14 protein-coding genes and 1 tRNA gene are annotated in these 17473 nt (G+C 68.9%); 8 read left to right on the top strand and 7 right to left on the bottom strand.

Annotated elements, in window-relative coordinates:
* The first annotated feature begins 20 nt into the window (after positions 1 to 20).
* Positions 21 to 497: an SRPBCC domain-containing protein gene (locus tag HUN08_RS02575; RefSeq protein ID WP_124245698.1), complete on the top strand. Its 477-nt coding sequence runs from the start codon at positions 21 to 23 to the stop codon at positions 495 to 497.
* Here the strand turns inward: HUN08_RS02575 and HUN08_RS02580 are convergent.
* A complete protein-coding gene (locus HUN08_RS02580) occupies positions 494 to 1255 on the bottom strand; it encodes an SDR family NAD(P)-dependent oxidoreductase (RefSeq protein WP_124245697.1) in 762 nt (253 codons plus the stop codon). The two genes, HUN08_RS02575 and HUN08_RS02580, sit on opposite strands and share 4 nt — an antisense overlap.
* A gap of 127 nt (positions 1256 to 1382) precedes the next feature.
* Between HUN08_RS02580 and HUN08_RS02585 the strand changes: the two genes are divergently transcribed.
* Positions 1383 to 2585 carry an ROK family transcriptional regulator gene (locus HUN08_RS02585; RefSeq protein WP_174900860.1) on the top strand — a complete coding sequence of 401 codons (1203 nt, stop codon included), beginning with the start codon at positions 1383 to 1385 and terminating at the stop codon, positions 2583 to 2585.
* Here the strand turns inward: HUN08_RS02585 and otsB are convergent.
* From otsB to HUN08_RS02605, 4 genes are all read right to left on the bottom strand, one after another.
* Positions 2504 to 3298 (bottom strand): trehalose-phosphatase, encoded by a 795-nt coding sequence (gene otsB, locus HUN08_RS02590; protein ID WP_124245696.1) that lies wholly within the window; start codon positions 3296 to 3298, stop codon positions 2504 to 2506. The two genes, HUN08_RS02585 and otsB, sit on opposite strands and share 82 nt — an antisense overlap.
* Positions 3298 to 4725 (bottom strand): trehalose-6-phosphate synthase, encoded by a 1428-nt coding sequence (locus tag HUN08_RS02595; RefSeq protein ID WP_124245695.1) that lies wholly within the window; start codon positions 4723 to 4725, stop codon positions 3298 to 3300. The genes otsB and HUN08_RS02595 overlap by 1 nt, the downstream gene beginning before the upstream one ends.
* Before the next feature lie 7 nt (positions 4726 to 4732).
* Positions 4733 to 4894: a hypothetical protein gene (locus tag HUN08_RS02600; RefSeq protein WP_165353347.1), complete on the bottom strand. Its 162-nt coding sequence runs from the start codon at positions 4892 to 4894 to the stop codon at positions 4733 to 4735.
* A gap of 133 nt (positions 4895 to 5027) precedes the next feature.
* A tRNA-Thr gene (locus HUN08_RS02605) sits at positions 5028 to 5101 on the bottom strand.
* A gap of 138 nt (positions 5102 to 5239) precedes the next feature.
* On the opposite strand from HUN08_RS02605, the gene HUN08_RS02610 reads away from it, so the two are divergent.
* Positions 5240 to 6127, top strand: coding sequence for a formylglycine-generating enzyme family protein (locus HUN08_RS02610; protein ID WP_124245694.1), 888 nt, complete (start codon positions 5240 to 5242; stop codon positions 6125 to 6127).
* A gap of 84 nt (positions 6128 to 6211) precedes the next feature.
* The gene (locus HUN08_RS02615) at positions 6212 to 7873 is read left to right on the top strand and encodes a SulP family inorganic anion transporter (RefSeq protein ID WP_124245693.1); all 1662 of its coding nucleotides are present in this window, start codon (positions 6212 to 6214) and stop codon (positions 7871 to 7873) included.
* A 3-nt stretch (positions 7874 to 7876) separates the two neighbouring features.
* Here HUN08_RS02615 and HUN08_RS02620 read toward each other — a convergent pair whose 3' ends face one another.
* Positions 7877 to 10474 (bottom strand): LuxR C-terminal-related transcriptional regulator, encoded by a 2598-nt coding sequence (locus HUN08_RS02620; RefSeq protein ID WP_124245692.1) that lies wholly within the window; start codon positions 10472 to 10474, stop codon positions 7877 to 7879.
* Positions 10475 to 10535: 61 nt separating this feature from the next.
* Complete coding sequence (locus tag HUN08_RS02625) at positions 10536 to 12860, bottom strand: arylsulfatase (protein WP_124245691.1); 2325 nt, start codon at positions 12858 to 12860, stop codon at positions 10536 to 10538.
* Between the two features lie 144 nt (positions 12861 to 13004).
* On the opposite strand from HUN08_RS02625, the gene HUN08_RS02630 reads away from it, so the two are divergent.
* The 4 genes from HUN08_RS02630 to HUN08_RS02645 all read left to right on the top strand — a co-directional run bounded on the left by HUN08_RS02630 (position 13005) and on the right by HUN08_RS02645 (position 17434).
* Complete coding sequence (locus HUN08_RS02630) at positions 13005 to 13403, top strand: RidA family protein (protein WP_124245690.1); 399 nt, start codon at positions 13005 to 13007, stop codon at positions 13401 to 13403.
* A 173-nt stretch (positions 13404 to 13576) separates the two neighbouring features.
* On the top strand, positions 13577 to 14821 hold the full coding sequence (locus tag HUN08_RS02635; RefSeq protein ID WP_124245689.1) for a hypothetical protein: 1245 nt from the start codon (positions 13577 to 13579) through the stop codon (positions 14819 to 14821).
* Positions 14822 to 14826: 5 nt separating this feature from the next.
* Positions 14827 to 16158, top strand: a complete 1332-nt coding sequence (locus tag HUN08_RS02640; RefSeq protein WP_301546849.1) for a lipase family protein — start codon at positions 14827 to 14829, stop codon at positions 16156 to 16158.
* 73 nt (positions 16159 to 16231) lie between these two features.
* Positions 16232 to 17434, top strand: coding sequence for a winged helix DNA-binding domain-containing protein (locus HUN08_RS02645; protein WP_124245687.1), 1203 nt, complete (start codon positions 16232 to 16234; stop codon positions 17432 to 17434).
* The last annotated feature ends 39 nt before the right edge of the window (positions 17435 to 17473 follow it).

The following is a 17473-nucleotide window of genomic DNA, read 5'->3' on the forward strand; positions in this document are numbered from 1 at the left end:
CGCGGCGCTACCCTGGAACGGTGAGCCTGGTCATCGAGCATTCGGTGAAGATCGCCGCCCCGGCGGCGACGGTCTGGGCCGTACTCACCGACTTCGACTCCTACGGCCAGTGGAACCCGTTCGTGCCGCGCGCGGCATGCGTGTTGGAGCCGGGGCGGCCGATCGTCATGGACGTGCGCCTGCGCGGCGAGAAGCTGCGCCGCCAGCGCGAATTCATCTCCGCGGTCGAGCCGGGCCGCTCCTTCCGCTACTCGATGAAGCCGGTGCCGCTGGGATTGCTGAGCAGCATGCGGGAGCAGATCGTCACGCCGTCGGGCGCCGGGATCTGCCATTACACGTCGCACTTCCAGATCGACGGGATACTCGCACCGCTCGTCGAGATGCTGCTCGGCTCCTCGCTGCGCCGCGGGTTCGACGACATGGCCGACGGCCTCAAGGAACGGGCCGAGTTGATGGCCGGCGGCGCCAGGCACACCCCGGCCATCGAACGCCGCTAGCCGGTCTTGATGTTGCGCCGCGCCGACGCTTGGTCGCGCGGTTTGATGACGATCTGATCCAGGTTGACGTGCGGCGGCCGGGACGCCGTGAACGCGATCACCTCGGCGACGTCGTCGGCGGTCAGCGGCGTCAGCCCCTCGTACACCGCATCGGCCCGGTCCTGATCGCCGTCGAATCGCACGACGGAGAACTCGGTCTCCACCATCCCGGGGGCGATCTCGGTGAGCCGGACGGGTTTGCCGAGCAGTTCGGTGCGCAGGGTGCGGTGCACCACGGCCTGGGCGTGCTTGGCGCTGGTGTAGCCGGCTCCGTTGTCATAGGGCTCGAGCGCGGCGACCGAGGTCACCGTGACGATCAGCCCGTCGCCGGACGCGATGAGGGCGGGCAGCAGCGCCTTGGTCATCCGCATGGTGCCGATCACGTTGGTCTCCCACATCCACCGCCAGTCTTCCTCGACCGCGTCGGCGACCGGCGCCCACCCCTTGGCTCCGCCGGCGTTGTTCACCAGCAGGTTGACGCGGTCCAGACCGTCGACGAAGGCCGCGATCGATTCGGGATCGGTGACGTCGAGTTCGCGCCCGATGCCACCGATCTCCGCGGCCAGCGCGCTGATTCGGTCCAGGCGCCTGGCTCCGACGACGACGAGCCAGCCGTCGGCGGCCAGGGCTCGGGCGGTGGCCGCCCCGATCCCGGAGCTGGCTCCGGTGACGACGGCGACGCGACGGTTCTCGGTGGCGGTTTCGGTGGATGCGCTCATGGTCTCGGTCTATGCCATCGCGGGCCCCGGTGGCAAGTCGGAGCGGCTGCCGCAGCGATTCGCGCACTTCGGATCGTCCTGCGCGCTACCGCCGTGACCAGGCGGTGGTGCTGCTAAGTTCGGGCGCATGAGTCGCAACGCCGGGCCGATCGCCGGAGTCGTCCCGGCCGCCCTGCGGGTCGGCACGTCGCCCGCGGCCGTCGTCTTCGCCCGCGTGCGCAACGGGTCGCCGGTGACCAGGGATAGGCTCGCCGAGAGCTCTGACCTGTCGACCGCGACGGTGAACCGCCAGGTCCACGCCCTGCTGGAGGCGGGTCTCGTCGTGGAGCGCCCCGACCTCGTCGACGGCGGCGGGATCGGCCGGCCCAAGGTGCCGTTGACGCTCAACCACGACGGGCTGGCGGTCGCGGCGATGCACATCGGTGCCCGGCGCACACTGCTCGCCATCGCGGACCTCTCCGGCCGCACGCTCTACAGTCACGCCGTGCTGACCCCTGCGGGTGACGCGGAGGCGGCGGTGGGCGAACTCGCCGCCGCGTTGGCCGAACTCGTCGCCCGGTTCTCCGGTCGGCGGTTCCTCTGGGCCGGGGTGGCCGTCGGCGGCGACGTGGACGGGACCACCGGGACCGTCGACCACCCGGTGCGCGGGTGGCGGGGAGCGCCGGTCGGAGCGATCGTCGGCGCCGCGCTGCGGATGCCGGTCTCGGTGTGTGAGCACGTCCAGGCGATGGCCGCGGCCGAATTGGTGCTGGCGCCGACGGCGACCGTCGCCGCGAAGGGCCGCTCGTCGCTCTACTGGTATGCGCGCGAGACCGTCGGCATGGCGCTGACGGTCGACGGGCAGGTGCAGGTTCCCACCTCCGGCGCGGGCACCGTCGCACACGTTCCGGTCTGTGCGCCGCATTTCGCCGTCGAGGGTGGGCGCGTGACCGGACTCCAGGACGTCATCGGTAGCGCCGCGCTGGCGCGCGCAGCGCGGACGACCGGCGTCGCCCTCGATTCCTCGGTACTGCGCGACGAACGGGCGCGCGCCCTCGGCGAGGCCATCGCGACGATCAGCGACGTCCTCAACCCCGACGCCGTCATCGTCGCCGGGGACGCCTTCGCCGATCATCCGCGCGGGCTGGCACCGGTGCAGGCCGCCTTCGACGCGGCGCGGCACCTGCCGCACCGACTGGAGCTGACGCCGACGCAGTTCGGTCTCGGTGTCCAGGAGGCCGCCGCCGTGGTCGTGGCACTGTCGGTGATCTACGCCGACCCGATCGACTCCCTGGCGGCCAGCAGCGTGGCCAGCACGTCGCCGACCAGTTCGGGCCCGGCGACCCGGTAGCGGGCGACCGTCTCACCGTCGCCCACCTTGATGCCGATGTCGGCGGCGGCGTCCAAGTGGCGGAAGGCGTTCTCGTCGGTCACGTCGTCGCCGAGGTAGCACACCGCGTCGGCGCGACATTGCGCGCGCAGGGCGTCGAGGGCGTGCCCCTTGCCGGTCTCGATGACCGCCAGTTCCAGCACGGCTTTGCCCTCGGTGGCGTGGACGCCGGGCAGTGCGGCCGGACCCCGGCGCGCCTCATCGAGAGCGGCGTCGGCACCGGCCGGATCGGTCGCGTTGCGCACGTGCAGCACCGCACTGGCCGGTTTGGTCTCCACCATCGTCCCGGGGAAGCGGGAAGCGATCTCGTCGAGAGCGGATTCGACCCGGGCGAGCAGCGCCCGCTGTTCGACGGTGATCGGGGTGGTGAATCCGTCGTCGAATTCGGAGCCGTGGCTGCCGATGAGCGTCACCGACCCGATGCCCGGGATCGCGGCGGCCTCGACCAGCCCGGCCAGGTCGGCGCGCGCCCGGCCGGAGACGATCGCCGTCGTCGTCGACGGCAGTGCGGCGAGGCGCACGAGGTGGGCCACTGCCGCCGGATCGGGCCGCGCGTCGGCCGGGTGGCTCACGATGGGGGCCAGGCATCCGTCGAAATCCGACGCGACGACGATTCTGGGCGCCGACGCGAAGACGCGCAGCGCCGTGACGAGATCGGCGGGCAGGCCCGACATCAGCTGTTCGTGTCCCGCAGGGTGTCCAGGAAACTCTTCGCCCACTTCTCCACGTCGTGGGCGAGCACCTGGCGGCGCATCGCGCGCATCCGGTCGCGCCGGTCTTCGGCCGGGTCCGTCACGGCGGCCTCGATCGCATCCTTGACGCCGTCCAGGTCGTAGGGGTTCGCCTGATAGGCCTGTTTGAGTTCGGCCGCAGCGCCGGTGAACTCGGAGAGCACCAGCGCGCCGCCGAGATCGCTGCGGCAGGCGACGTACTCCTTGGCGACGAGGTTCATGCCGTCGCGCAGCGGGGTGACGAGCATGACGTCGGCGGCCACGAAGAAGGCCACCAGCTCATCACGCGGGATGGGCCGGTTCAGGTACTGGACGACCGGCTGGCCCACCTCGGCGAAGTTGCCGTTGATGTTGCCGACGAGTTGTTCGATCTCCGCCCGCATCGCCACATAGGATTCGACGCGTTCGCGGCTGGGCGTGGCCAGCTGGACCATCACCGTCTCCTGCGGTTCGAGGCGCCCCTCTTCGAGTAGCTCGGATATGGCTTTGAGCCGGACGTCGATTCCCTTGGTGTAGTCGAGGCGGTCGACGCCGAGCAGGACGGTCTTCGGGTTTCCCAGCTCCTTGCGGATCTCCCGTGCGCGGCTGCGGATGGCGCGGGATTTCGACGCGGAGTCGATCTCGCCCGACGCGATGGAGATGGGGAAGGCGCCGACCTTCACCGTCCGGTCGCCGACGGCCACCGAACCGAACCGCGACCGCACGCCGACCGAGCGCCGTGATGCCTCGTGGCCGCCGAGTCGGTTGGCGAGGTAGAGGAAGTTCTCGGCCCCGTCGGGCAGGTGGAAACCGATCAGGTCGGAGCCGAGCAGGCCGTCGACGATCTCGGCGCGCCACGGGAGTTGCATGAACAACTCGACGGGGGGGAACGGGATGTGGAGGAAGAAACCGATCTTGAGGTCGGGCCGCAGTTCGCGCAACATCTTGGGGACGAGTTGCAGCTGGTAGTCCTGCACCCAGACGAGCGCACCCGGACCGGCCACCTCGGCGGTGGCCTTCGCGAACCGTTCGTTGATCGCGACGTAGGAGTTCCACCACTCGCGGTGATACTCGGGTTTGACGATGACGTCGTGGTAGAGCGGCCACAGCGTGCCGTTGGAGAAGCCCTCGTAGTAGTCGGCGATCTCGGCCGCGCTGAGCGGGACGGCACGGACGTCGAGGCCCTCGATTTCCGGGTTGTCGTCGGAGTCGGGTACCCCGGACCAGCCCACCCAGGCGCCGGTGTGGTTGCGCAGGATCGGTTCGAGTGCGGTGACCAGCCCGCCGGGGCTGCGTTTCCACTGCACGGTGCCGTCGGCCAGGACCGTCTTGTCGACGGGGAGTCGGTTGGCGACTACCACGAACTCGGCCCGCTCGGTCGGCGTGGTCACGGTTGGGTCAGGCCGTCTCGCCCGGAGCGATACCCAACATCGCCAGCAGCATGCGGCATTCGTCGGCGTCGGTCGCGTAAGCGGCCACGACGCGGCGCGCGGAGTTGGCCATCTCGTCGGCCACCGGCTCCAATTCGTCGTCGGTCAGATCAGCGGTCTTCGGGGGCATGAGCGTCCTTAGCCTTGTCAGCCGTGTCTCGGACTGTTTCGCCAGTCCACGGGATCGATTCCGGTTCCGATTCTACTCAGTGTCACCGGACGGCGCCTTACGTCCCGGTGTCCGGGTGGAAACGGTTCGTGAGAGCCCCCTGTCGGGATCGAACCGACGACGTTCCGCTTACAAGGCGGACCCTCTAGCCAACTGAGGTAAGGGGGCATGCGGGCGGTGACCCGCGACGACGATCGTATCGTGCCGTTCGACTCGTACGAAACACCCACACTTCACCCTCGACCACTCACCCGCGACCGATGAGCGGCCCGCGCAAGAGCGCCCGACACCACTAGCCTTGGCCCGGTGAACCTCACCGAACTCGTCGAGATCCCCGGCGGCACCTTCCAGATGGGCTCCGACGGCAACTATCCCGAAGAGCGCCCGGCCCATACGCGCGCCGTCGCGGCCTTCGCCCTCGAGAAGCATCCGGTGACCAATGCGCGGTTCGCCGAGTTCGTCGACGCCACCGGCTACGTCACCGTCGCGGAGGAGGAGATGGATCCGGCCCAGTTCCCGGGGGCCGACCCCGCCGATCTGGTCCCCGGCGCGTTGGTGTTCACGAGGACCGAGGGGCCGGTGAACCTGGGGGATTGGCGGCAGTGGTGGCGCTGGGAGCCGGGCGCCAGCTGGCGACACCCGCAGGGCCCGGACTCCTCGATCGACGAGCGCGACGACCATCCCGTCGTCCAGGTCGCCTACCGGGACGCCGTCGCCTACGCCGAGTGGGCCGGGCGTCGGCTCGCGACCGAGGCGGAGTGGGAGTTCGCCGCGCGCGGGGGGCTCGACGGTTGCGAATACGCCTGGGGCGACGAGTTGCATCCCGACGGCGAAGTGCTCGCCAACACCTGGTTGGGGCGTTTCCCCTACGAGTCGACGGGATGGGGGAGCACCTCGCCGGTGGGGGAGTACCCACCGAACGGATACGGGTTGCTCGACATGATCGGCAACGTCTGGGAGCGGACGAGTGATGTCTACGCCCCGCGCCACACGGTGCCCGGCCAGCGACACGTCGACGCCGACGGCCGGCCCGATCTGCTCGCGCCCACCACCGATCCGACGGTGATGCGCGTGACCAAGGGCGGCTCGTTCATCTGCGCCCCGGAGTATTGCCGCCGCTACCGGCCGGCCGCCCGTTCGGCGCAGTCGGACGACTCGGCGACGTCGCACCTCGGTTTCCGCTGCGCGAGGTAGGCGAGAGGGTCGACCTGAGGGGGTTCACCCAGCCGGGGTGACGAAGCCGACCCGCGCGGGCCCCACCGGTCCTACAGTTCGCCCATGCGCCTGCTCCCCGGTCTGACCCCCGCGAACCTCGGTCGCGAACTGTTGGGCGGGATCACCCTGGTCGCCATCGCGGTTCCGTTGAACATCGGCTACGCGAATATCGCCGGTCTGCCCGCGGTGAACGGGCTCTACGCCCTGATCGTCCCGGCGATCCTGTACGCGTTCATCGTCTCGTCGCGACAGGTGGTGGTGTCTCCCGACGCGGCGGCGGCGGCGTTGGTGGCGTCCTCGGTGGGTGGTCTGGTCGCGGCCGGGGACCAGGAGAAATATCTGATGATGGCCTTCGCGCAGGCCGTCATCTGCGGTGTCATCCTGCTGATCCTCGGCGTCTTCCACCTGGGGTTCATCGCGAACTTCCTCTCCGAGCCGATCCTGCTCGGGTTCGTCGCCGGTCTGGCGGTCGACATCCTGCTCTCGCAGGTCGCGAAGATGCTCGGCATCAAGCTCGAGGGTGGGGAATTCCTGGGCAAACTGTGGGATCTGCTCACCCGGCTGGGCGACGTCAAGTGGTGGTCGGTGGCCATCTCGGTCGCCGCGCTGGTCCTGCTGGTGGTGCCTCGCAGGTTCTTCCCGCAGGTGCCGTGGCCGCTGCTCGTGTTGATCGGCGCGACGGTCTGGGTGGTGCTCGCCAACTTCACGTCGGCACAGGTCGACGTCCTGGGCAAGGTGGAGGCCGGGCTGCCCTCGTTGACCATTCCGCATCTGAGCTGGTCGGAGTGGTTGGCGCTGGTGCCCTCCGCGTTGGCCTTGGCGGCGGTGACGACGGCCGAGGGGCTGCTCGTCGCCCGTTCCTACGCGGAGAAGAACGGCTACCCCGACGTTCCCGACCGCGACCTACTCGCCTTCGGCACCGCCAACATCGCCTCGGGCCTGACCGGGAGCTTCTCCACCGGCTCGTCGACCTCGCGCACCGCCGCGATGGATGCCGCCGGGTCGCGCACCCAGCTGCCGTCGGTGGTGGTGGCCGTGGCGACGATTCTCCTGCTGCTGTTCGGCACCGGGCTGCTCGAAGACATCCCGAAGCCGGCGATCGGCGCCATCGTGGCGGTGGCCGTCGTACCGCTGCTCAAGCCGACGGAGTTCGCGAAGCTGTTCCGCCTCGACAAGTACGAGTTCTGCGTCGCGGCCGTCTGCTTCCTGGTCACCCTGCTCGTCGGATCCATCCCGGGCATCCTCGTCGCCGCGGTGTTGGCGATGATCAACGTGATCCGGCGCGCGGCCAACCCGGCGATCGACATCCTCGGAATGCCCGGTGCGGATGCCGAGGCGGACGACGGGGACGGGAACGCCCGGGCGCGACTCGGCTCGGGCGGGGTGACCGCGCCCGGCGTCATCGTGATCCGACCCGCCGCGCCGCTCTTCTTCGCCAACGCGAACGTGGTCAGCGGGGCCGTCAAAGACGCGGTGGAGAACGCGGGGGAGCCGGTCCGCCATGTCGTCATCGACGCCGAGGCGGTCACCGACGTCGACGTCACCGCCGCCGAGGCATTGGAGCGGATGAGGGATTGGCTGACCGAGCGGGGGATCACCCTGGGCTTCAGCCGGATGCGCGAGCGGCAGCTGGAACGGGCGCGCCACTACGGCCTGGTGCGCGACGCCGACCGGGTCTTCACCAGCAACCGCGAGGCGATCGCCGAACTCGCCGGGTCGAATTAGGCGTCACCGCTTGCGAGCCGCGGAGGCGACGGCGTCTCGCCGGTTCTGCACCCCCAGCTTGCGGTAGAGCGAACGCGTGTGGGTCTTGATCGTGTTGACCGAGAGCGAGAGCTCCGCGGCGATTTCGGTCATCGTCATCGCCGTGCGCAGGTAGCCGAGGATCTGCTGCTCGCGGTCGGTGAGGTTGTCGATGGCCCGCGGCGGGACGCGCAGGTCGGCGAGGAAGGCCATATGGTTCGATCCCCACCGGCCGTGCTCGCCGAGTAGATCGACGAGAGCCGGATCGGGTTCGAGGAACGGCCGTCTGATCCGTTCCGGCGCCGCGGCGTCGAGTGCGCGCTCCAAGACCTCGTGTGCCGCCCGGTAGTCGCCGTCCGCGCGCTGGATCAGAGCCGAGGTGACCAGCAGCGACGCGCGAACGTAGTTCGAGAGCGTCATCGGCGCCATCTGCTTGACGGCGGCGGCCGCGGCGTGTTTGCCGACGTGGCGTCGGATCAGGTCGATGGCGACCACCGCGGCGGCGGGGGCCTCGCGCAGGTCGTTGCGAATCCCGCGGACCAGGGCGCCGGCGCGGTCGAAGTCCCCTTCGGCCTCGGCGAGCTTCGCGAAGGCCACGGTTCGGTAGAGCTCGAACGGCGCGCCGCGCACCTGGGTGTTGGGGATCTGCCTGACGAGCGCGAGCGCATCCCGTCGTTCGCGGTCATCGCCGTCTATCGCCGCGATGATGGCGAGGTATTGGCCGGCGATGCTGCGGTAGCTCGCGGCCTCGCTCCGCGAATCCAAGCATCTCCCGAACGCCCGCCGCGCGGTATCGAAGTCGCCCCGCCAGTAGGCGGTCCACCCCACCGCGCTGAGTTCGGGAACCCCGATCTGGGTGGACCAGTCGTCGGAATACCCGTCGACGTCGTGGATACGGGCGAGCACCGCCTCCGCCTGCGTGAAGTCACCGATCCAGCTGTAGCTGAAAGCCAGGAAGCCGGCGGCGCGGCGGGCCAACACCTTCTCGCCGGTCTCGGTGGCGTGCCACTCGGCGCTCTTGAGTAACGAGATTCCCTCCGGCACGTCGTGGCGCAGGATCATGTGGGAGCGGCCGAGGAGGAGTTGGTATGCCGCGTAGCGCGCCGGTCCGAGGGTGCGGGCGTGCGCGAGGTTCTCGTGGGCGACGCCGAGGGCCTCGATGAGTTCGGCCCGCTCGTCGCTGAGGAAGAGGCGTGCGCAGGCATCGGTCAGTTCGGCGCGCCACTGGTCGGCGGGGTCCGACGGCCGGTTGGCCGCGCTGTCGCCTTCGGCCGAGGCCAGCAGCGCCTGCCCCTCCGAGCGCCGCCCGGCCATGTCGATCGCGCAGGCCGTGATGGCGAGGATCTCCGGGCGGGTCGCATACGGCTCGGGCAGCCGGGCCAGGACGCGGTCGGGCGACTCGTCGGCCCGGCCCGCCAGCAGCAGGGTCCAGGAGTCGACGAGGATCCGGCAGGCCAGATCCGGGTCGCCGCCGACCAACGCCTCTTCGATCGCGCGGATCGGGTTGTGTTCGGCGAGGAGTTCGGCGGCGCGCCGGTGCAGTTCCCGCGAGTGCGCGGCGTCGCGCAAGGCGACCAACTGGCGGCATCGGCTGGCAAAGACGTTGTGCCAGCGGTACTGCGGCAGGTCGCCGTCCCCGAAGCGCTCCAGGAACAGGCCGCGACGACGGCACTGTTCCAGCAACTCCAGGGCATTGGGGCGTCCGCTGAGTCCGACGGCGAGATGTTCGTCGAGGTCGGACACCGTCGTGGTGTCGAGGACGAATCCGGCGAGATCGGGCGGCAGGGTGTCCAGCACGTCGTCGGCGATGATCGACAGCAGCAGGTCGTCGGTGCGCGCCGATGGTTTGCGTCGGGTATCCGAGCGGCCACCGGTGAAGACCAGCATGGCCAGCCGTACGGCCGCGGCCCAGCCGCCCGTCTTCGCGACGAGTGCGTCGAGGTCGACGTCGGCCCAGTCGAAGTCGGCGGCCACCGCGGCGATCTCCTCGGGGGTGAACAGGAGGGTTTCGCTGGTGATGTGGACGGTGTCCCCGCCGAGGATCCGCTTGGCCAACGGCACCTGGTCGGGGTCGCGGCCCACGAGGACCAGACGCAGATTCGGCGGTCCCTGCTCGACCAGCGCGCACACGACACTCTCGGTCAGGCGGGTGCCGGCGAAGTGCAGATCGTCGAGGACCACGACGATCGGGGTGTCCGCAACCCGTGCGGCAGAGCAGACGGCGGCATGCAGGGCGCCGATAGCCGCGCCGTTGACGACGTCCAGCTCGGCGAGCATGTCGGCGTCGTCCATCGTCCGGGCCGTGCGTCGCAGGGTGGCGAGCAGCCCCGACGACAGTGCGAGGGGATCGGCGTCGTATCGATTCAACGAGAGCCAGGCGATCGGTCTGCCGTATCCCCGGACCCACTCGGCCACGGCCACCGTCTTCCCGTAGCCGCTCGGTGCGCTGAGCATCGTCACCCGATGCTCGTCGACGGCCTGGGTCAACCGCTGGTCGATGCGGCTGCGACGGAGCAGATCGGTGAATTCGGGAACGGCGAATCGTACGTCCCGGCCGCTCGAATCCCGGTCGATACCAAGCACCCGTTCAGTGTAGGCAGGGGGACGGAACGGGGGTTGCGAAGAAGAAACCGGGGGTGTCCGCTCAGTCGAGCGCAAAGGCCACCGCGGCTTCCTTCTCCAGATCGAGATACTGCTCCTCCGAGACATCGATGCCGACGCCGAGCAACTCCCCACCGGTGAACGGGTAGTTGCCCTTGTCCTTGTAGAGGGCGCTCACCGGGTCGGCGCTGTCGAAGCCGACGCAGAGGCCGTCGCCGGAGAGGGTGAACTTACCGACCTGGACCCGGAAGGGCTTGGAGTCGACGGCCTCGTCGCCGACGTACAGCGTCATGGTGCCGAGGGATTCGCCGTGTTCGCCGGCCTTCTCGCGGGTGAACTCCACGCCGAGCGTCAGGTCGCCTTCAGGCAGCTCCTTCGACTCGAGAACCTGCTCTTCGATGCCCAGGAAGTTGTACGCGTAGTACAGCTTGTGGTCCTTGATGAACAGCGAGTGGCCGCCGAACCGCGAGCCGTGCGCGAACAGCACTCCTTCGGAGTCCTTGGTGACCCGCACGTCGGCGAGGATCTTGTAGTCTCGGCCGCGGATGTTGACCGCCACGCCCTCGGGTACCGGAGAGGTGTCGGGGTAGTAGACGTAGCGGGTGCGCGGCGGCTCCGACTGCGGACGCTCGACGGTGAGCATTTCGACGGCCGGGCGGTCGTCGAGCGGCAGTACGTTGTTCTTCTCCGCCTCGTCGAACCACACCTTGACCAGCTCTTCGACCTTCTCCGGGTGCTGGTCGGCGAGGTTCGTCGACTCCGATCGGTCCTCGTCGATGTGGTACAGCTCCCAGCGGTCCTTGTCGAAGTTGCCCTTGTCGGTCAGCGGAGCGTGTACCGCCGCGGCCTTCCAGCCGTCCTGCCAGATGCCGCGGGTGCCGAGCATCGCGTAGTACTGAGTCTTCTTCTTCGTCGGCTCGTCGGCCTTGTCGAAGCTGTAGCGCATCGACACACCGGCCAAGGGGATCTGCTTGACGCCGCGGTAGGTGTCGGGCATCTCCAAACCGACCACGTCGAGGATGGTCGGGACGATGTCCGTGGCGTGGTGGTACTGGTGCCGGATCTCGCCCTTGGCCTTAATGCCCTTGGGCCAGCTGATGACCAGCGGGTCGCACGTGCCGCCCGAGTATTGCGAGTAGCGCTTGAACATCTGGAACGGCGTGGAGAACGCCACCGCCCACCCCGTCGGGTAGTGGTTGTAGGTAGCGGTGCTGCCCAGATCGCCCAGGTGCTTCATGTTCTCTTCGAGCGCGTCGGGGTACCCGTTGAAGAACTTGTTCTCGTTGACCGATCCGTTGGGGGATCCCTCACCCGATGCGCCGTTGTCGGCGGCGTAGACGACCAGCGTGTTGTCGAGCTGACCCGACTTCTCCAAGTAGTCGATGATCCGACCGGCCTGGGCGTCGGTGTACTCGGAGAACCCGGCGTACACCTCGGCCATGCGGGCGAACAACTTCTTCTCGTCGTCGTTGAGCGAATCCCACGGACGGACCTCGTCGGCCGGGTTGGCCTGGTCCTGCGGCATCGGGTTGATCGGGGTCAACTTGGTGCCCTCGGGGACGATGCCCTTGGAGATCATGTTGTCCAGCGCCCACTCCCGGTAGGCCTCGTAGCCGTCGTCGAACTGGCCCTTGTACTTCTCGATGTACTCCTCGGGGGAGTGGTGCGGAGCATGGTTGGCACCCGGGCACCACCACATGTACCAGGGCTTGGACGGGTTGGACGAATTCTGGTCGCGCAACATGCGGATCGCCTGGTCGGCAAGGTCTTTCGACAGGTGGTAGCCCTCTTCTGGCATGTACGGTTGCTCGATGAAGCGGTTGTCCTCCACCAGGTCGGGGTACCACTGGTTGGTCTCACCGCCGATGAAGCCGTAGAAGCGGTCGAATCCCTTGCTCAGCGGCCACTCACTCTTCGAACCACCCGAACAGACGTCCTCTTCGGGCACGTTGTGGTTCTTGCCCACCCAGAACGTGCTGTAGCCGTTGTCCTGCAAGACCTGACCGATCGTCGCGCACTCGGCAGGCAGCCGTCCGGCGGCGCCGGGGAAGCCATTGGTGCCCTCGGTGATCGAGGCGCAGCGGTTCTGGTGGTGATTGCGCCCGGTGAGGAACATCGAGCGGGTGGGCGAACACAGTGCGGCGGTGTGCCACTGCGTATAGGTCAACCCGTTGTCGGCCAGCTTCTGCATGGTCGGCATCTCGATCCGGCCACCGTAGGGCGACCAGGCCGCCAATCCCGTGTCGTCGTAGAGGATCACCAGGACGTTCGGCGCGCCCTCGGGAGCCTCCTTGAGCTTGTACGGTTCCCAGTCGGCGACCGAATCGCGGACGTCGAGCCGGATGACTCCGTTGAACGGCTTGGTCACTGGATGACTCCTTTGACGTCGGTGAGGTCGAGTGCGTGGTGTCCTCACGCTGCCACTGCTCGTCTCCGCTCGGGGCGCCGTTCACCCGCGCGGGGTGATGATGATCGGGCGACGGGGGAGACCGGCCCGACTAGACTTCGTCGCATGTCGGTACGTCGAGATCAGTCCTCCGCCCTGCCCCATCAGGGCTTCCCGCACAGCGCCACGGTGAGTGCCGGTCCGCTGCTGTTCACGGCCGGGATCGCACCCATCGACGCCGACGGCGCGGTCACCCCGGAGAACGACGTGGTGGGCCAGACGAAGCAGTGCCTGGCGAACCTCGAGTCGGTCCTCGCCGAGCGTGGCGCGGGATTCACCGACGTCGCGAAGCTGACGGTCCACGTCGCGGAGCGGATGCAGGTCGACCTCGACGTCGCCTGGGGTGCGGTCGTCGAGGTCTTCGGCGACGGCGTGCCGCCGACCAGTGTGCTCGGCGTGACGGTGCTGCCGTTGGACGGCCAACTGGTGGAGATCGAGGCGGTGGCGGCGCTCGCCGCTGAGTGACCTCGCCGCAGGCTCCTCACTTGAGACGGTTATCGTGATGCGTCTCACTTTCCGGTGTTCTGGCTTGTTTGCGATCGCAACAACCCTTTAGGTTCTTGAATGCCGCATGCCCCGATCGGGGTATGTCTACCGGCATGCCCCGATCGGGTCTGCCCACCGGAGATGGAGTATTCGTGCGCCCACTACTGCGCAAACTAGCCGTCGGTCTGCTCGTCGCAACGGCGACGGCGACCACTGCGACCGCAACTGCTTCGGCAGCACCGATTGATCGGTACCTCGACCTTCCGCTGATCAACCGGGACGCCGGCCACGGCCCCGGTGGGGTCAACCCGGTCCTGCCGACCGATCCGGTCAAGCTCCGGGCGCTGCTCGGGCAGGCGCGGGCGTCGGGAGTGGCGCCGACGCGCTACCAGGCGCTGTTGTGGCAGTACTGGCTCGCCGACACGACGACCGCGGCCGGGATCAACTTGGCCAGCTGGAACCCGCGTGACGGCGTCAGCGCCAACCGCGCGAACCTGGTCAAGTCGTACCGCTTCTACGAGAACCTGCAGCTGTCCCATCGCGAACTGCAGTGGGCCGGGATGGGCGGGCTCGTCGGCGCCGACTTCGGCGGTGGACTCCTCGACTTCGAATTGGCGACCAACGTCTACGACTTCACCCGGCTCGCCCCGGTCGCCAACGCGATCGTGGCGCAGACCAACCAGGTGCTCGGACCGGTCTTCGTCGACAAGCTGCCCCGTGGCCTGCGCGCCCTGGCCCGCGTCGGCGCGAAGATCACCCCCGCGGACCTGCGCAAGATCCAGGGCGACATCCTCATCATGCAGAAGAACATCTTCTCCGACCTGATGCCGATGCACCGCGCCTACGTCGTCGGCGGACTCCCCGCGCTGGCCGAGATGAACCGCGCCGGCCTCTTCTCCGACGAGATCATGGCGGCCTGGACCGCCATCGCCAGCAAGAGCCCCGACGGCATCGCCGCGGGCAACGCGCGACTGCTGCGCCGCGAGCAGGGCGAGGTCATCAAGAAGCAGTGGGATGCCACCCGGGCCTACAAGGGCGACGTCGGTTACGCGATGACCTACGCCTCCACGGCGGCGGGCTCGCCGTCGGTGGCCGGTGTCGTCGCCCCGCGTTCGTTCCGCCCGATCACCATCAGCGGTATCGCCCCCAACGGGCGCCCGGCCGAACTGGCCGTTCCGCTGCCCAGCTGGAACTGGTCTGTCTACCCTGACCGGTGGGCCTACATCACCGATCAGTTGCTGCCCAAATACCGCGATCAGGTCGAGCACCGCTGGCCGCAGCTGCGCGCCACCCTGTTGATCCCCTACGACCAGCAGATCGAATCCCACCGCCCGATGTGGAACCTCCTGCCGATGATGCAGTCGGCCCTCCAGACGTTGAAGGTGACTTACAAGTGAACCGTTTGACCAGCATCGCAGCGGTCGTCGCCGCCGCGGCCATCGGCCTGGGCGCCGTCGCCGCGCCGGCCACCGCCGCCCCGCACTCGCCGCCCAACCGGACCCCGCAAGTCGGCGAGGTGTTCAACGGCTACGTCGTCGGCACCTTCACCAACGGCCGCATCGGCAGCCCGCAGGAGATCTTCTCGCCGCTGTTGCCGAACGACCCGTTCTACCGGGAGCCCAAGCTCACCGGCGCCGAGAAGCCGGGCCAGTTGCTCAAGGCGAAGAAGGTCGGGGTGCAGTTCACCGGCTTCCGCCCGGGCAACATCGATGCGTACAAACTGATGTACGTCACGACCGGCCTGCACGGCGAGTCCACCATCAGCACCGGCATCGTCATGATCCCGCGCGACGGCAAGCGCAACGACCAGCGCAAGGTCGTCGGCTACCAGATGGCCAACGACAGCGTCGGCGCCTACTGCCACCCGTCGACGATGTGGACCGGCGGCGACCCGATGGACGGCTCGTCATGGTCGGCCCTCGGCCCGCTCGCGCAGATGTTCAACCGTGGCTACGCGGTGACCATCAGCGACGTCGGCAACGACGGTGATCCGCGTCCGCACGGCGTCTTCGCCGGTAAGTACGCGGGCAACGCGATGTCGGACATGCTGCGCGCCTCGCTGAACTTCAAGCGCGCCGGACTCAACCCGAAGGCGCCGATCAGCCTGTTCGGCATCGCCGGCGGCGGCGTCGGGGCGGGGTTCGCGGCGGAGAACGCGGCCGACTACGCACCCGAACTGGACATTCGTTCGACGGTGCTCGAAGGCATGGTTATCAACCAGCGCAACTTCATCCGCACCTCCAGCGGATCGGTCGGCTCCGGCTTCGCCTTCGCGACGCTGCTCGGCCTCGAACCGCGCTACCCGCAGATGCGGATCGACGACCACCTCACCCCGGCGGGCAAGGCCCTCGCCGACGTCTACCGCACCCAGTGCCAGACGCCGGCCTACTTCACCCTGCCGTTCGTGCCGCTGCAGACCCTGTTCAAGGGCAACCAGCACCCGGCCGACATCAAGGCCTTCCGGAAGGTCTACGACGACAACCTCTTGGGCCGCAAGGCGCCCAAGTCGCGGGTGCTGATCGCCTCCTGCGTCGCCGACGATTCGCCGATGTCGCTGGTTCCGGCCGAGGACGCCCGTCGCCTCGCGCGCGGCTATCGCAAGGGCGGCACGAAGGTCGCCTACCACCCGACCGACTGCAGCATGGTCAAGGCGCTCACCGACATGTACGGCTGGGGCACCGACCTGTTCGGTATGCAGACCATCGACTGGATGGACTGGTCGCTGCGCCACTGAGTGGCACGGTAAGTCGTGCACGGTGAGTCGCGCATGCGCGAACGGTGTCGGTACCCGGCCATAGACTGGCCTCGTGCCAGCCCGACCCCGGATCACCGATGCGCAGCGCCGTGCCAGGCAGTGGCACCGTCAACACCTGGGTGACACCCGCGCGGATGTGCCGGGCGGGGTCGCCGAGGTGGCCGATGCGGTGCTCGCCCTGCACGCGACCACCGCGTCGACGGTCTATCTGTCGACGTGGGCGCGGGCCCCGCAGCTGACGATCGCCGATGTCGACGCCGCGCTGTACGAGCAGCGCAGCGTCGTCAAACACCTCGGTATGCGGCGCACGCTGTTCGTGACCAGCCACCCCGTACTCGACGAGGTGTTGGGCGCGGTCAGCGAGCGCGTCGCCGCGTCGGAGCGCACCAATATGCTGCGCGACCTGCGGCGCAGCCCCGACATCGCCGACCCGGACGCCTGGCTGGACGAGGCCTGCGCGGCGGCGCTCGCCGAGATCGAAAGGCATGGCCCGCAGTCCACGGCGCAGGTGCGCGCCGCGGTGCCGATCCTCGACCGGGCCGTCATGGTCGCCCCGGACAGCTCGTGGGGTGGGCCGGTGCAGATGGGCTCGCGCGTCCTCAACCACCTCGCCGCCGCCGGTCGGATCGTCCGGGGCCCCGACGACGGGCCCTGGTACACCTCGCGCATCGCCTGGGAGCCGATGGCACGGTGGTTGGGGCGCGAGCCCGAACCGATGTCCGTCGACGATGGGCATGCCGCGCTCGTCGAGCGCTGGCTCCGGGCCTACGGTCCCGGTACCGAGACCGACATCGTGTGGTGGCTCGGGTCGACCAAGAGCGCGGTGCGCCGGGCTCTGGCGCGGATCGGCGCGGTCGAGGTGGACCTGGACGACGGGACCGTGGGCTATCTGCTGCCCGACGACGTCGAGGCCGACGATCCCGAGCCCGACGATTCGGTGGCGCTGCTGCCCGAACTCGACCCCACCACGATGGGGCACAAGCAGCGCGGCTTCTATCTCGGCGACAATGAACGCCTGCTGTTCGACCGCAACGGCAACGGTGGGACCACCGCGTGGTGGGCCGGGCGCGTCGTCGGCGGCTGGCGGCCGGGACCCGACGGCATCGAACTGGTGCTGTGCGAGACCGTGCCGGCCCGCGTCGAGCGCGCGTTGGTCGAGCGGGGCGAGCAACTGACCGACTGGTGCGCACCGGGCGGGGTGCCGCGCGGCCTCTATCTCGGGCCGCTGCAGAAGGACGCCGATCGCGCCGGATAGCGACCCGAAATCGATTGCGGCCGTGTGGGATTGGGTGTC

It is taken from the genome of Gordonia sp. X0973, from assembly GCF_013348785.1.
Lineage (GTDB): Bacteria > Actinomycetota > Actinomycetes > Mycobacteriales > Mycobacteriaceae > Gordonia.